The 15,188-nt window shown below is 37.1% G+C and carries 10 protein-coding genes, 3 tRNA genes, 2 pseudogenes and 1 other annotated feature; of the genes and pseudogenes, 11 read left to right on the top strand and 4 right to left on the bottom strand.

Going from position 1 to position 15,188, the window contains the following annotated elements; genetic code table 11:
• Window positions 1-66: 66 nt before the first annotated feature.
• The 7 genes and pseudogenes from rlmH (at window position 67) to N596_RS06995 (ending at window position 3,319) form a co-directional block, all read left to right on the top strand.
• Complete coding sequence (gene rlmH / locus N596_RS07020) at window positions 67-546, top strand: 23S rRNA (pseudouridine(1915)-N(3))-methyltransferase RlmH (RefSeq protein WP_023024810.1); 480 nt, start codon at window positions 67-69, stop codon at window positions 544-546.
• Window positions 547-590: 44 nt separating this feature from the next.
• A tRNA-Arg gene (locus tag N596_RS07015) sits at window positions 591-664 on the top strand.
• 239 nt (window positions 665-903) lie between these two features.
• Entirely contained in the window at window positions 904-1,047 is a 144-nt protein-coding gene (locus N596_RS09770) for a bacteriocin (protein ID WP_023024808.1), read from the top strand.
• The gene (locus N596_RS10375; protein WP_023027428.1) at window positions 1,047-2,366 is read left to right on the top strand and encodes a sensor histidine kinase; all 1,320 of its coding nucleotides are present in this window, start codon (window positions 1,047-1,049) and stop codon (window positions 2,364-2,366) included. Before N596_RS09770 ends, N596_RS10375 begins: the two co-directional genes overlap by 1 nt.
• A pseudogene (locus tag N596_RS07005) lies at window positions 2,367-3,118 on the top strand (response regulator transcription factor).
• A 47-nt stretch (window positions 3,119-3,165) separates the two neighbouring features.
• A tRNA-Glu gene (locus tag N596_RS07000) sits at window positions 3,166-3,237 on the top strand.
• 8 nt (window positions 3,238-3,245) lie between these two features.
• A tRNA-Asn gene (locus N596_RS06995) sits at window positions 3,246-3,319 on the top strand.
• Window positions 3,320-3,550: 231 nt separating this feature from the next.
• Here N596_RS06995 and N596_RS06990 read toward each other — a convergent pair.
• Together N596_RS06990 and N596_RS06985 are read right to left on the bottom strand one after the other, a co-directional pair.
• Complete coding sequence (locus tag N596_RS06990; RefSeq protein WP_023027427.1) at window positions 3,551-6,139, bottom strand: YfhO family protein; 2,589 nt, start codon at window positions 6,137-6,139, stop codon at window positions 3,551-3,553.
• A gap of 62 nt (window positions 6,140-6,201) precedes the next feature.
• Entirely contained in the window at window positions 6,202-7,824 is a 1,623-nt protein-coding gene (locus N596_RS06985; protein WP_023024800.1) for an ATP-binding cassette domain-containing protein, read from the bottom strand.
• Window positions 7,825-7,968: 144 nt separating this feature from the next.
• Window positions 7,969-8,193 (top strand) — a binding site (T-box leader).
• 51 nt (window positions 8,194-8,244) lie between these two features.
• Between N596_RS06985 and trpS the strand changes: the two genes are divergently transcribed.
• The gene (gene trpS, locus N596_RS06980; protein ID WP_042361299.1) at window positions 8,245-9,270 is read left to right on the top strand and encodes a tryptophan--tRNA ligase; all 1,026 of its coding nucleotides are present in this window, start codon (window positions 8,245-8,247) and stop codon (window positions 9,268-9,270) included.
• Between the two features lie 167 nt (window positions 9,271-9,437).
• Window positions 9,438-10,919, top strand: coding sequence for an IMP dehydrogenase (gene guaB, locus N596_RS06975; protein WP_042361445.1), 1,482 nt, complete (start codon window positions 9,438-9,440; stop codon window positions 10,917-10,919).
• Window positions 10,920-11,000: 81 nt separating this feature from the next.
• Here the strand turns inward: guaB and recF are convergent, their stop codons facing one another.
• Both recF and N596_RS10370 read right to left on the bottom strand, forming a co-directional pair.
• Window positions 11,001-12,089, bottom strand: coding sequence for a DNA replication/repair protein RecF (recF, locus tag N596_RS06970; protein WP_042361444.1), 1,089 nt, complete (start codon window positions 12,087-12,089; stop codon window positions 11,001-11,003).
• Between the two features lie 237 nt (window positions 12,090-12,326).
• Window positions 12,327-12,461, bottom strand: a pseudogene (locus N596_RS10370) (RNA-binding S4 domain-containing protein); the annotation flags it as partial.
• Between the two features lie 152 nt (window positions 12,462-12,613).
• Here N596_RS10370 and yfmF point away from each other — a divergent pair.
• Both yfmF and yfmH read left to right on the top strand, forming a co-directional pair.
• Window positions 12,614-13,864 carry an EF-P 5-aminopentanol modification-associated protein YfmF gene (gene yfmF / locus N596_RS06965; protein ID WP_042361298.1) on the top strand — a complete coding sequence of 417 codons (1,251 nt, stop codon included), beginning with the start codon at window positions 12,614-12,616 and terminating at the stop codon, window positions 13,862-13,864.
• Entirely contained in the window at window positions 13,861-15,147 is a 1,287-nt protein-coding gene (gene yfmH, locus N596_RS06960) for an EF-P 5-aminopentanol modification-associated protein YfmH (protein ID WP_023024790.1), read from the top strand. Before yfmF ends, yfmH begins: the two co-directional genes overlap by 4 nt.
• The last annotated feature ends 41 nt before the right edge of the window (window positions 15,148-15,188 follow it).

The following is a 15,188-nucleotide window of genomic DNA, read 5'->3' as shown; positions in this document are numbered from 1 at the left end:
TAATGATATATTCAAGTGAATTTGTTGAAGACTTGTGTATAAGTTCATTTGTGTTAGAATATGAATATGAAAATTAAGATTGTAACCGTTGGAAAATTAAAAGAAAAGTATTTAAAAGATGGAATTGCTGAATATACTAAACGCTTGGGTCGGTTTACGAAGGTAGAAATGGTAGAATTGCCGGATGAGAAAACTCCAGATCGGGCCAGTGACTTAGAAAATCAGCAAATCCTTGAAAAAGAAGGAAATCGCATTTTAGCAAAAGTTGGCGATCGTGAGTATGTGATTGCTTTAGCGATTGAAGGACAACAATTTCCATCTGAGAAGTTTAGTCAAACCTTAGAAGAGGTAACAGTAAGAGGATATTCTGAAATTACTTTTGTGATTGGAGGGAGCCTAGGCTTGTCTCCAGCTGTAAAAAAACGAGCGAATTTACTCATGAGTTTTGGAAAATTAACCCTTCCCCATCAATTGATGAAGCTTGTTTTGATAGAACAAATTTATCGGGCATTTATGATTCAACAGGGAAGTCCTTACCATAAATGAATCTTGACGCTCCTCCTATTTTCTGATAGAATAAAAGGACATCTGGTCTCATAGCTCAGCTGGATAGAGCATTCGCCTTCTAAGCGAACGGTCGCAGGTTCGAATCCTGCTGGGATCAAAATAAAAAACGTGATTTTTATACAAATCACGTTTTTTTGTTATCTATTTTTTTAAAGAAACTAGATTTTTTTAAAACATATGGGATAAAAAAATTGCAAAAACTAGATTTTCGTTCCAAATAGCTGTAAAAATGAACCAAATAGCGGAAATGTTAAAAAGTCTTTGATTTTTTACTAAAATTTATGTATATTAAATTTAATAATTTAATAACCAAATAAATTATAAGGAGTTTTTTTTATGAAAAATAATCCATCAACAGTTTCTAAGGCATTTAAAGTTCTTACAGAAAAAGAACTGCAGCAAATTTGTGGAGGGGATAAACGAAGAAAGAATAGTGTTGGTGAACTTATTAATCTAATTTTTGGTAGGGGAGGAAACTGATGTTTCTAAATACTCTATCTTTAATCTTAACTATTTTTATAATTTTTTTATCTTTTTTAAAAATTGATCAAAAACTTAATAAATATAGTAAACAATTGATTTTAGGATCTGGTGTTGTTGCTGTATTTGTCATCACAGCGGTCTTAGATTACTTTGATTTAAATATTGATTATCTAATGTTATGTCTATGGCCACTGTTTCTGTACCTTTATTACTATTTTATTTGTAATATTCAACGTCAGATAGCTATTTTATATTCATTCGTCATTTATTTAGCAGTTGAAAGTACAGATACATTTTTATCTGTAATCACTTCTTCTGTTTTTGGTGATAGTATAATTCATCAATGTTCTGACTATTATTTTTTGACTATCCGAATTATCTCACTTGTTTTAATCATGAAGATATTAACCATTCTCGAAGTGAATCTTCTTTATTTTAAAGAGCGGGTTTTTAAGCAATTTGTCCAGGAATTGATTGTTAGTTATCTTATTTTAACCTTAGTATTGAATGCTTCTCATTGGATAAGTGATATTGGTCATTTCAATAGTTTTGGTAGTATGGTAGCAACGATTTGTTTCTTGATGTTTGTCGGAACCTTGGTTCAAATGAAGACGGTTCGAGACCGTTATGAAAAGAAAATGGAGTTGAAGCAAAAGAGGTTTGAACAGCGCCAAATGGAACAGTATATGAATAAAATTCAAGGCCTCTATTTAGAATTAAAAGGTTTTCGTCATGATTTTGGAAATATTATCACTTCCTTAAATTTGGCGATTGAGGAAGAGAATATTGATGATATTAAACGAATTCAAAGAGATGTTCTTGAGGAATGCTATGGCCAACTCCAAAAAGAAGAATATACAGGATTTGACCTAGGAAATATTCGAGATTCTGCTTTGAGAAGTATCTTAAGTAGGGGATGGATTTATGCGGAGGAAATGGGTGTTAAACTAACCTTTGAAACAGAAGACATTATTGAAAAGGTTCCAATGAGATTGTTGGATCTCGTACGAACTGTCGGAATTTTAGTCAATAATGCTATTGAAGCTGCTAAAATGAGTCAAGAAAAAGAAGTTCAAATAGCGGTTTTTAATATGCCAAATGGAGTGCATCTGATTATAAAGAACTCTATTTCTGATGAGCCGATTAATTGGAATCGACTCTATGAAAAGGGATTTTCAACTAAAGGGGATCGTAGAGGAATGGGCCTTGCGATTGTAAAAGATCTTATTGGAGAATATGCTGCGATTTTTCTAGAGACAGAATTAATCAATGGAAGATTTACGCAGAGCTTAGTTATTGGAGAGAAAGGAAGATAGATGAATATTGTATTGCTAGAGGACGAAATTTCTCAACAAGTTCGAGTAGAGAAACATGTGAAAGCTATCGCTGAGGAGGAAGGCCTACGATTAAATATTGTTTCAACCAGTAAAATAACTGAACTAAAGGAATATCTAACCAATGGTGATTTTCATCAGCTTTTCTTCCTTGACATTGATATCAAAGGGGATGAAAAAGCTGGTATCAAGGCAGCTCAAATGATTCGTGAAGTTAATCCTTTTGCGATTATTGCCTTTATCACGACGAAATCGGAATTTGCTACCATTACCTATCGTTACAAGGTATCAGCTCTCGAATTTATTGAAAAACCTTGAATGAAAACTTGTTTAAAGAAAAAATTCGAGAATGTATTCTCTACTTGAAGAAGAATGTGATTGAAAATAAAAATATCGTTGATTTCTTTGAGTATAGTTTCAAAAATATGGAAATTCGAGTTCCATATCGAGATATATTGTACATTGAGACAACTGGAGTTTCCCACAAATTACGACTTGTTGGAAAGAATTTTCAAAAGGAATTTTTAGGGACTATCAAGGATATACTTGAAAAAGATGTAGACAATCATTTCTTCAGTCCCAATCAGTCCTATCTAGTGAATCAAAGAATGATTGTCAACTTTGATCGTCGCAAGAGACTCTTGATGTTAGAAGAGGAGACAACTTGCCCTGTCTCTCGTACACAGGTGAAAAAGGTCGAAAAATTATTAAATAAAATACAGAAAAAGGCTTGACAATTTTTGAATCGATGGTATAATGGGATATGTTCTGTTAATGACATGGTCCGTTGGTCAAGGGGTTAAGACACCGCCTTTTCACGGCGGTAACACGGGTTCGAATCCCGTACGGACTATATCTCATTCCGCCATAGCTCAGTTGGTAGTAGCGCATGACTGTTAATCATGATGTCGTAGGTTCGAGTCCTACTGGCGGAGCTAAACTAGCATCCTAAGGGATGCTTTTTTTGTTTAAAATAAGAGAGTGGGACAGAAATCGGTAATTCGTTAGAATTCGATTTCGTCGTCCCACCTCCGCACAGTTGAGTAGGGCTGTAAAAGCTGATGAAATCAGCGTAGTAGAGCCCACTCAACCACTGCGTCTTGCTCGACAATCCAAAGATAATTGAGAGGCTAGGACTTTTGTCCCAGCCTCTTTATGATGCATCTCTACTGATTTTTTGAGGATTGAGATCTATTTCGAATAGCATTGTAGCCAGCGAAGGAAAGAATTCCAAGTAGAAAAGCGATGGTTCCTTCTTTCAACCCATGTGGAATAAACTGTAGAATAACCTGTCCTTTTCCTTTAGGGACATCAACAGCCATGAATCCTTTTTGAGCTCTTCGAATAGGGACAGGCTGGTCATCCATCGTCGCTGTCCACCCTTTATCATAAGGAAGTGTGAAAAAGAGACTTGTATGATGATCTGCTGTAAAATCTGCAGTGACAGTATTTCCTTTGGTTTGCACATGAACTTCTTGTTGGTGTAAAGTTTCAAAGGCTTCCTGGTAGGCTTGAAGGTTCAAAGCAAAAAATTCTGGATTTTGGAAGGTTACTGTCGAATTTTCAGGGAAGGCAATTCGAATCTTAACAGTTTCTCCTGCTTTAAAGTGACCAATGGTGAAGAAGGGAAATACATTGTCTGTTGTATAGCGGTTGACTTGGCCATTCGTGATGATTTCAACGTCGGTATAATCTTCATTCTCAAATTCTAAAGAAGGAAGGTTTACATAAAGTTGACTATCATTTTGAACGTAGAGCTCATATTCGATACTGGCATAAGTTAGAAAACTATCTGCTTCTACTTTAGCCTTTTGAGGTCCTTGAGAAGGATTGTCTGAGCTAGTTTTCAGTGGATATAATCGCTGATAGAAGGTCAAGGATTGGCCTGTTAGATGATTGAGAAAATTCTTTTGGTTATCCAAGGTTAGATTAGAAAATTGGATATCCTTGTAGGGACTTGCTGTTAGAAATGCTAGTGAAAGAGCTTTTTCATTTTGATATAAGGTTTGATTTCCTTGAGTTTCCAATTTATGAAAAGCAAACTTTTGAGGATTTCTATCTGTAATATTGTATTTGATCCCGAACAGACTGTCCATTAGTAAAGTATTGTTTTGATAGCGTAAGTTTAAGTTCGTTCCATCTGATTTAAAACCAAGCTTGTCCAAGGTTGAACTGGTATCTGTATTTCTGACAGATGAAAATTGGGATATCCCTCTAAAATTGTATTTCATACTGTCATTACCTGTTTGAGGCTGGAGAATCTCTGTTCGGTAAAAATCTTGATCATCCCGTAAACTTGATGTCAACTTATCAATTGCTGGAATCTTTCCTTGATAAGAAGAACGAGCTGCAAATACCCATTCATTTGCAATCCCATCCATCTGATAATAGCTGTTGATACTGATTTCAAACAGACAGAAGAAAAGAATCACAGCAGAAAAAATTGTATAAGAAAGTTTACGAACTGTAAAGGCAAGTGTCACAGTAAAAAATACAAGAAGAAATTCTAGTGTCAATACATAATGACTGCTTGTTAAGAAATGATAGTGCTTGCGAAAGATAAAAGTGAGAATAAATCCAATGCTAACTAGACTAAAAGCTAGACATAGGCGTTGCCAATTGATTTCTTTTATCCGATTGAGGACTTCTGCTGCCATGAACAAAATAGTCAATGAAAATAGCCAGGCATAACGGTGAAGAAACATATTGGGAGCATGCATCCCCTGCCAGAATAAATCTAAAGCTTGTAAATAGAAACTTGCAATAAGAATGACTAATAAAGTCAAATAGGCTAGTTTCACGTGAAACCGAATCGATTTGACAAAGAAAAATAGAAAGGCAAGTAAAAACGGGAACAGACCAACATAGATCATTGGGATAGCCCCATACTTTGTTGTGTCGAAGCTACCAATTAAGTTTTTTGCAAAGACGTCTAAGTACCAACTATTTTCTGTAAAGGTTCTTGTTATCTTAGTAAAGTTTTCCCCATGAGTTCGTAAATCTAAAAGAGTGGGGTAAATCATGATTAAGCTAGTGATCCCAGCTGAAATTGACACAATTGTAAAGTCTAAAAAGGAAGATATTCTTTTTTTTAAGTTCCAGGAAAGCTGCGTACAATACCATAAAGTTAAGAAAATAGCCATCATAAATCCAAAATAATAATTCTGGATGAAGAGGATAGTCAAGCTTGTAAAGTAGAGGACACGCTTCTTCTGAGTCATTAAACGGTGTAAACCTAACAGAATGAGAGGAGCTAAAATAAAGACATCGAGCCAGGTTTTGATTTCAATCTGGCTGATAGAGAAACTCATTAAAGCAAATGAAGTTGACAGTGAAAGGATCAAGAATTTTTGTAGTTGAGGATAGATTCCTTTAATGGAGTGATAAGTTGACAACCCTATCAATCCTATTTTTATCAGTGTAAAGAGATAGACGGAATCAACCATGGATAAACTGTCAAAGAAGAAGACAAAGGGAGATAAAAAACTGCCCAAATAATAGCTAGAAAGAGCGTAAAAATTTAAGCCTAGTCCACTTGTAAAGCTGTAAAAAAGGCTGTCGGTTCCGTGTAAAATATTTCGTAAGGTAACGTCGAAAATAACGTATTGATGAAAACCATCGCCTAATAAAGGAGAAGTCTCACTACCCCAATAAATACCTTGACTGAGGTAGACAAAAAATAAGATTGTAAAGGGAAGTAAAAAAGCTGTAAAGTAAAATATGATGGGGTGTGATAAATAGTTTTTAAATTTCATATGGTCTATTGAAAGACCCTGAAACAAAGGTTCCAGGGTTTTTGATCATTTTGAGTGATTTCTTAGTCTTTCCAAAGTTCTTTGACTTTTGCTTGAACTTCTTGGTTTTCTAAGAATTCGTCATAGGTTTCATCAATCCGGTCAATGACACCATTTTTTGAAAGAACAATGATATGGTTGGCAAGTGTTTGAATAAACTCATGGTCGTGACTGGCAAAGATGATCGATTCTTTGAAGTTTTTCAATCCATCGTTTAAGCTTGAAATAGATTCCAAATCCAAGTGATTTGTAGGATCGTCAAGTACAAGAACGTTTGACTTCAAAAGCATGAGTTTTGAAAGCATCACGCGCACCTTTTCTCCCCCTGACAAGACGTTTACAGGCTTGTTAACCTCGTCTCCAGAAAAGAGCATACGTCCGAGGAATCCACGAAGGAAGGTATTGTCATCTTCTTCTTTACTTGCGAATTGACGGAGCCAGTCAAGGATCGACTCTCCACCTGCAAAGTCAGCTGAATTGTCTTTTGGTAAGTAAGAGCGACTAGTTGTGACACCCCACTTGACAGTTCCTTCATATTCGATTTCACCCATAATAGCGCGGATCAAGGCAGTTGTTTGGATGTCGTTTTGTCCGATAAGAGCTGTCTTGTCACCTGGACGCAAGATGAAGCTGATGTTGTCAAGTATAGTTTCACCGTCAATCTTTACAGATAAGTTTTCTACTGTCAACAAATCATTCCCGATTTCTCGTTCAGCTTTAAAGCTGATAAATGGGTATTTCCGGCTAGATGGGACAATTTCTTCTAACTGAATCTTGTCAAGCATCTTTTTACGCGAAGTTGCCTGTTTAGATTTTGAAGCATTGGCAGAGAAACGAGCCACAAATTCTTGTAATTGTTTGATTTTTTCTTCTGCTTTGGCATTACGATCTGCTAACAACTTGGCAGCCAGTTCAGATGATTCTTTCCAGAAATCATAGTTACCGACATAGAGTTTGATTTTTCCAAAGTCCAGGTCGGCCATGTGAGTACAGACTTTATTCAAGAAGTGACGGTCGTGGGATACAACGATAACAGTATTCTCAAAATCAATCAAGAAATCTTCTAGCCAGGTAATGGATTGAATATCAAGACCGTTGGTCGGCTCGTCCAAAAGAAGGACATCTGGTTTACCAAAGAGAGCTTTGGCTAGGAGGACTTTCACTTTATCCCCATTTGCTAGTTCACTCATATTTTGGTAGTGGAGCTCTTCTGGAATATTCAGGTTTTGGAGGAGTTGTGAAGCTTCGCTTTCTGCTTCCCAACCACCTAGTTCAGCGAATTCTCCTTCAAGCTCTGCTGCACGGACACCATCTTCATCTGAAAAATCTTCCTTCATATAGATAGCATCTTTTTCTTTCATGATGCTATAAAGTTTTTCATTTCCCATGATAACGACGTCAATGGCACGCTCATTTTCGTAGTCAAAGTGATTTTGACGCAGAACAGAAAGACGTTCGTCTGGACCAAGAGAGATGTGACCAGTTGTTGGTTCAATATCCCCAGCTAAAATTTTTAAAAAGGTTGATTTCCCAGCACCATTGGCCCCAATCAAACCATAGGTATTTCCTTCTGTAAATTTGATGTTGACATCATCAAACAATTTTCGATCACTAAAACGTAGTGAGACGTCTGTAACTGTAAGCACGTATATTTCTCCTCTATTTCTGTCTATATAAGCCTATTTTACTAGAAAACGCTTGATTTTTCAATGAATACCCTTAAGCATTTGAGGGAGATGATTATGGAGGATAAAAGAGAGAAGAACTTGACTTTCCCTTGATGTCATTATATAATGAAAATCAATCAGAAGAGTAGTCTAGATTCGTTTTTTAGAGAGCTTATGGTCGCTGAAAATAAGCAATGAACTAGCATGAAATGGACTGATATTCAAATAGAATCTGAACCAATAGAGATTCGGCTAGCAGGCCTTATGTGCAGCTCATTTGTGATGAGCCAGAGGGAACACCAGATGTTGTTCTAAGTGAGGTGGCACCGTGTCTCAGACGCCCTCGCATAGTTTTTGCTATGCGTGGGCTTTTATTTTGTACTTCAGGGAGGAAGAAAAATGACTAAGCCGATTATTTTAACTGGAGATCGCCCGACTGGGAAACTCCATATTGGACACTATGTCGGTTCATTGAAGAATCGAGTTCTTATGCAAAACGAAGACAAGTACCAGATGTTTGTCTTTTTAGCAGACCAGCAAGCCCTAACGGATCATGCTAAAGACCCACAAACCATTGTCGAATCCATCGGAAACGTTGCTCTAGACTATTTAGCAGCTGGATTGGATCCAAATAAATCAACCATTTTTATTCAGAGTCAAATCCCTGAGCTAGCGGAATTGACCATGTATTACATGAATTTGGTCTCTGTTTCACGTTTGGAACGCAACCCAACCGTTAAGACAGAAATTGCTCAAAAAGGGTTCGGAGAGTCTATTCCATCTGGTTTCTTGGTTTATCCTGTTTCTCAAGCAGCAGATATTACCGCTTTTAAAGCCAATCTGGTACCTGTTGGGACCGACCAAAAGCCCATGATTGAGCAAACACGTGAAATCGTCCGTTCCTTTAATCATGCCTATCATTGTGATGTCTTGGTTGAACCAGAGGGAATTTTCCCAGAAAATGAGGCGGCGGGTCGTTTGCCTGGTCTGGATGGAAATGCCAAAATGTCTAAATCTCTTGGGAATGGCATCTATTTAGCGGATGATATGGACACCTTGAAGAAAAAGGTGATGAGTATGTACACGGACCCTGAGCATATTCGTGTCGAAGATCCAGGAAAAATCGAAGGAAATATGGTTTTCCATTATTTGGATGTTTTTGGAAAAGAAGAAGATCAGGCGACTATTCAAGACATGAAAGAGCATTACCAACGGGGTGGTTTAGGTGATGTTAAAACCAAACGCTATCTTTTAGAGATTCTAGAGAGAGAGTTGGGACCTATTCGCGAACGCCGAATTGAATTCGCTAAAGATATGGGACAAGTCTATGATATGCTTCAAAAGGGTAGTGAAGTGGCTCGTTCTGTTGCAGCAGAAACGCTCGATCAAGTCAAGTCTGCTATGGGTTTGAACTATTTCAAATAAGCTCTTGATATGAAGATGATCTAATACAATAAATGATTCAAAAGAGGTTTCAACACCTCTTTTTGAAATATTGTACAAATGATTGACAAATTATCTTAGAATGGTATGATATTATCAATCAAAAAAGACGAGCTTGGCTCAAAAAGAAAGAAAAGAGGAAAATGGGAATGTCAAATTGGGACACTAAATTTTTGAAAAAAGGTTATACCTTCGATGATGTATTGCTCATTCCAGCTGAAAGTCATGTATTACCAAACGATGCAGATCTTCGTACAAAATTGGCGGATAACCTTGTGTTGAATATCCCAATCATCACAGCTGCAATGGATACAGTCACTGAAAGCCAAATGGCTATTGCCATTGCGCGTGCTGGAGGACTTGGCGTTATTCACAAAAATATGTCCATTACCCAACAAGCAGATGAAGTTCGTAAAGTAAAACGCTCTGAAAACGGCGTTATCATTGACCCATTTTTCTTAACACCTGAACATACCATTGCTGAAGCCAATGAACTCATGGGACGCTACCGTATCAGTGGTGTACCTGTTGTTGAAACCATGGAAAATCGTAAACTAGTTGGGATTTTGACCAACCGCGATTTGCGTTTTATTTCTGATTATGATCAACCAATTTCAAATCATATGACGAGCGAGAATCTAGTAACTGCACCAGTCGGTACTGATTTAGAGACCGCTGAACGGATTCTCCAAGAACACCGAATTGAAAAGTTGCCATTGGTAGACGAGAATGGTCGTTTGTCTGGTTTGATTACCATTAAGGATATTGAAAAAGTCATTGAGTTTCCAAATGCAGCTAAAGATGAATTTGGTCGTCTTTTAGTAGCAGGTGCGGTGGGTGTTACTTCTGACACATTTGAGCGTGCAGAAGCATTGTTTGAAGCTGGTGCAGATGCGATTGTGATCGATACGGCCCATGGTCATTCTGCAGGGGTTCTTCGTAAGATTGCTGAAATTCGGGCTCATTTCCCAGACCGCACTTTGATTGCAGGTAATATTGCTACAGCTGAAGGAGCGCGTGCTCTCTATGATGCAGGTGTTGACGTTGTTAAGGTTGGAATTGGACCTGGTTCAATCTGTACAACTCGTGTAATTGCTGGTGTTGGGGTTCCTCAAGTTACTGCGATTTATGATGCAGCTGCTGTCGCGCGTGAATATGGAAAAACAATCATTGCTGACGGTGGAATCAAGTATTCTGGAGATATTGTAAAAGCTTTAGCTGCGGGTGGTCATGCAGTTATGCTTGGTTCCATGTTTGCCGGAACAGATGAAGCTCCTGGTGAAACTGAAATTTTCCAAGGACGTAAATTTAAGACCTATCGTGGTATGGGATCCATTGCAGCTATGAAGAAGGGATCTAGTGACCGCTACTTCCAAGGTTCTGTCAATGAAGCCAACAAATTGGTTCCAGAAGGAATCGAAGGTCGGGTTGCTTATAAAGGATCAGCAGCTGATATCGTCTTCCAAATGATTGGTGGTATTCGTTCTGGTATGGGCTATGTTGGAGCTGCCAACCTTCAAGAATTGCATGAAAATGCGCAATTTGTTGAAATGTCCGGGGCAGGTTTGAAAGAAAGTCATCCACATGATGTTCAAATTACCAACGAAGCACCAAACTACTCCGTTCAATAAAAAAGAAAAAGTGTGAAATTCTATGATTTCACACTTTTATTGTGTCAAAAAGATGTAAATTTAAATTGACAACACTGTTAATTATTCGTCAATTTGACCTGAGTGAATATTGAAGATTTTTAAGTCTTCAGGCAAGTCTTTTAGGTGATCTAGAGTTGTAGTTGTAATAAATGTTTGGATGTCACGAGAGATAACTTCTAGTAAATGTAGTTGACGATTGTTGTCAAGTTCACTCATGACATCGTCTAAGAGTAAAATAGGCTTTTCATTCGTCAAGGATTCAATCAATGAAATCTCTGCTAGTTTTAATGAAAGAACAACACTGCGGTGCTGACCTTGGCTACCAAAAGTCGCATTCATGTCATTGATGTAAAAACTAATGTCATCTCGGTGAGGACCGACACTGGTTGTTTTTTTGATGAGATCCTTGGTCCGATTTTCTCGTAGTAATTTGATAAAAGTTGGGCGAAGTGTTTCTTCATCTTGAAAAGGAACAGAGGAGTCATACCGAATGGTGAGTTTTTCAGCTTGATTGGAAATTTCAAAATGTTTTTCCTGGCCAAAGTTTTCTAATTTTTTAAGAAAAACTTTCCGATGGATGCAGACTCGGCTACCATAATCTGCTAATTGTTCATCTAAAACATCTAAAAAGGTTGGATCTACTGTGTTCGCCGTTTTTAAGTAACTGTTGCGCTGCTTTAGAACATGATGATAGGCTGTTAAATCCGATAGATAAACGGGTTTCATCTGCCCTAAATCAATATCAATAAACTTGCGACGAAGAGAGGGTGATCCTTTAATGAGTTGTAAATCCTCTGGAGCAAAGAGAACCACATTCATGTTACCGATATATGTTGATAACTTGCTTTGTTTTAAGTGGTTCACTTTAGTGACTCTTCCTTTTGAGGATAAGGAAATTTCTAGAGGGATAGAGCCTGTCTTTTTTTCTAACACTCCTGAAACGGTAAATTGTTCCTCTTGAAAATGAATTAAATCTTTATCGGAACGAGTCCGATGGCTACGCGTCAAGGCTAAAAAGTAGATAGACTCAAGGAGATTGGTTTTGCCTTGAGCATTTTGACCTAAGAAAATATTCAAACCGGAGTGGAATTGGAGTTCTACTTCTTTATAATTTCGAAATTTTTGAATATGTATGGATTTAAGCCACATATTATGTCCCTGGGAAACGAACGGGTTTCCGTTTGTTCTCCTCTTTTTTGGTTTTGTGTCTTTTTTTTGTTTCTGTTCTTTGTTTAATTTCTTCACTAATTGAGCAACGCGTTCTTTTTCTAGCTTGTCCGCTTGGTAGTCTTCAATTTCTTCTGGACTAGGTTGCGTAATCGTTACGATTTCCTTATCACCAATTACTTTGATTGTATCTCCTACTCGTAATTTACGTCCTCTTCTGGTTTCCACTTCTCCATTGACCTCTACTTGATTTTCAAGTAAAAAGGCTTTGATAGCTCCACCGCTTTGGATGATTCCCAGTTCTTTAAATAGAGCTTGTAATGTGATAAATTCATCAAAAAGTTTATAGTTCATAGTTCACCTCAATGATTGTTATTATACCACAAAAGGATGAAAAACCTAAAATAGGGCGAGTCAGTGTAAACGTTTTTTAATCTGTCTGGGAAAGATTTTACTGGGATTTCATGATATAATGAAGAGTAATATTTGTTAGAACGAGGATGACGATGGAATTAGTTACTGGTGTTCGAATCCATTTTATGAAATCAGAAAAATTTAAGACCAATGAGATAAAAGTGCGATTCTCGGCCCCCCTTTCTGAAGAAACAATAGCAGGACGTGTTTTAGCCTCACGCATGATCGAAACAGCCAATCAACTTTACCCAACTTCTCAGCAATTTAGAGAACAGTTGGCGAACTTGTATGGAGCCAATTTTTCTACTTCTGTTTCAAAACGCGGCCAAACACACTACGTTGATATTAATTTATCCTATGTCCGTGATGCTTTTTTGAGCAAGAAAAATGTCTTGACAGATCAGATGCTGGATTTATTAAAGGTATCTCTTAATGCTCCTCTTGCAGAAAATGGATGCTTTCATTCAGAAACTTTTTTAGTAGAGAAAAAAAATCTTATCACAGAACTAGAAGCAGAAATTGAAAATCATTTTTATTATGCTCACCAACAATTGAATCGGTTGTTTTATGATCAAGCTGACATGAAACTAAGTAAGTATGGAAGTGTCCAGCAGATTCAGAATGAGGATGAAGAGTCAGCTTATCAAGCATTTCAAGAAATGCTTCAAACAAATCTGATTGACTTTTTCTTTATGGGTGATTTCAATGAACTAGCGGTCATTGAAAAGATCAGTAACTTTGGTTTACAACCTCGTAAATCTAATGTCAACCTTTTTTACACACAATCTTTCTCGAATGTTGTCAGAGAAGGACTGGAGCAGCGAGAGACTCATCAATCTATTTTAGAATTAGGTTATCACTTTCCTGTTCAGTATGGAGAGAAAGAGCATTTTGCTTTAATTGTTTTAAATGGTTTACTGGGCACTTTCTCTCACTCAAAATTGTTTACAGTCATCCGAGAAAAAGAAGGGTTGGCTTATACTATCTCCAGCCATTTTGATATTTTTTCTCATTTTATGCGTATCTATGCAGGGATTGATAGAAAAAATAGAACCCGGACGATGACTCTGATGAGTCGTCAAGTGAGTGACTTTAAGAGAGGGAAGTTTACCAGTGAAGAGTTGCGCTTGACAAAAGAAATGATAATAAATGCTGCAAAATTGTCGCAGGATCGACCTGGCACCTTGATTGAAAGAGCTTATCTAAAATCCACTTTAGGAAAACAGTTCTTGTCAATTGATGATTGGATTCAAGCCATTCAACTGGTGACGAAAGATGAAATTATGGCTGTTGCCAAATCACTCAAATTACAAGCGGTCTATTTTATGGAAGGAAGAGAATGATAAAGAAAGATTTGGAGAAAATAGAGTATCCAGCTGTTGGAGAATGCGTTTATCAGACAACTCTCCAAAATGGATTGAGGTTATATTTAATTCCAAAAACGGATTTTAATGAAAGCTATGCAATCATTTCTACTAAATTCGGTTCAGTTGACACAAGATTTACAATGGATGGAGTAGAAGGTGTAAAAGAATTTCCAGCAGGGATTGCACATTTTCTTGAACATAAATTATTTGAAGATCAAGACGGTCAAGATTATTTACAACATTTTGTACGGCTGGGGGCTGAAAGTAATGCTTTTACTAGCTTTACGCAGACCAGTTATCTCTTTTCGACTACCTCGTATGTCAATGAAAGTCTGAAATTGTTACTGGAGATGACACAGTCTCTTCATCTCTCAAAGGATTCTCTAAAGAAGGAACAATCGATTATTCAACAAGAAATCGAAATGTACCAAGATAGTCCTGACTATCAATTATTCTTTAGGGCGCTGGCGAATCTCTATCCAGATACACCATTGGCCCAAGATATTGCAGGTACTACAGCTTCTCTCTCTCAAATTGATGAAGAGAGTTTACAGGATAATTTCGATTTATTCTACCAACCATCCAACATGTATCTAGTAGTTGTCGGAAATTTTGATCTTGACAGTCTTGTGAACCTTGTTTCTGAATTTGAGATGAAAACTTCTTCAAATCCTCTTCCTCACATTTCACCTGTAGACTTAAATCCAGTTGTTCAAAATGAGACAAGTCGGATGGAAGTTGCTTCACCAAAATTAGCAATTGGAATTCGTGGAAGAAATCAAATTCCTCCTATGTACCAGTATCGCTACAAGATTATCCTCAAATTATTGTTTGCAATGATGTTTGGGTGGACATCCAAACGATTTCAGTCGCTTTATGAAGTTGGTAAACTTGACAACTCCTTGACATTAGAAATTGAAGTCGAGTCTTCGTTTCACTTTGTGATGTTAACGATGGATACTTCTGAACCTGTCAGTATATCACATCAGTTCAGAACTGCCATAAAGAATTTTGAGAAAGATCCCGATGTGACTCAAGAGCATTTGGATACGATTAAAAGCGAAATGTTTGGTGATTTTTTACATGGTTTGAATTCCTTGGATTATATTGCTACTCAATTTAATCCAATTGAGACGGGTGAAAATCTATTTGACCTTCCAAAAATTTTACAAAGTATTTCTTTACAAGACGTTGTAAAGGTTGGGCGAGACTTTGTCAACGCTTGTGATATGACGGACTTTATCATTTTTCCTAAATAATGGGAAAAGAATGGAATGATGATTTTGTCGAATTAAATCGA

The organism is Streptococcus ilei (assembly GCF_000479335.1).
Lineage (GTDB): Bacteria > Bacillota > Bacilli > Lactobacillales > Streptococcaceae > Streptococcus > Streptococcus ilei.
This window is presented reverse-complemented; position numbering and strand designations above follow the sequence as displayed.

Bases quoted from the DNA above. Each gene is read 5' to 3' on its own strand.
- trpS (WP_042361299.1), top strand. From the start codon at position 8,245: ATGACTAAGCCGATTATTTTAACTGGAGATCGCCCGACTGGGAAACTC.
- rlmH (WP_023024810.1), top strand. From the start codon at position 67: ATGAAAATTAAGATTGTAACCGTTGGAAAATTAAAAGAAAAGTATTTA.
- guaB (WP_042361445.1), top strand. From the start codon at position 9,438: ATGTCAAATTGGGACACTAAATTTTTGAAAAAAGGTTATACCTTCGAT.
- recF (WP_042361444.1), bottom strand. From the start codon at position 12,089: ATGTGGCTTAAATCCATACATATTCAAAAATTTCGAAATTATAAAGAA.
- N596_RS10375 (WP_023027428.1), top strand. From the start codon at position 1,047: ATGTTTCTAAATACTCTATCTTTAATCTTAACTATTTTTATAATTTTT.
- yfmF (WP_042361298.1), top strand. From the start codon at position 12,614: ATGGAATTAGTTACTGGTGTTCGAATCCATTTTATGAAATCAGAAAAA.
- N596_RS06990 (WP_023027427.1), bottom strand. From the start codon at position 6,139: ATGAAATTTAAAAACTATTTATCACACCCCATCATATTTTACTTTACA.
- N596_RS09770 (WP_023024808.1), top strand. From the start codon at position 904: ATGAAAAATAATCCATCAACAGTTTCTAAGGCATTTAAAGTTCTTACA.
- yfmH (WP_023024790.1), top strand. From the start codon at position 13,861: ATGATAAAGAAAGATTTGGAGAAAATAGAGTATCCAGCTGTTGGAGAA.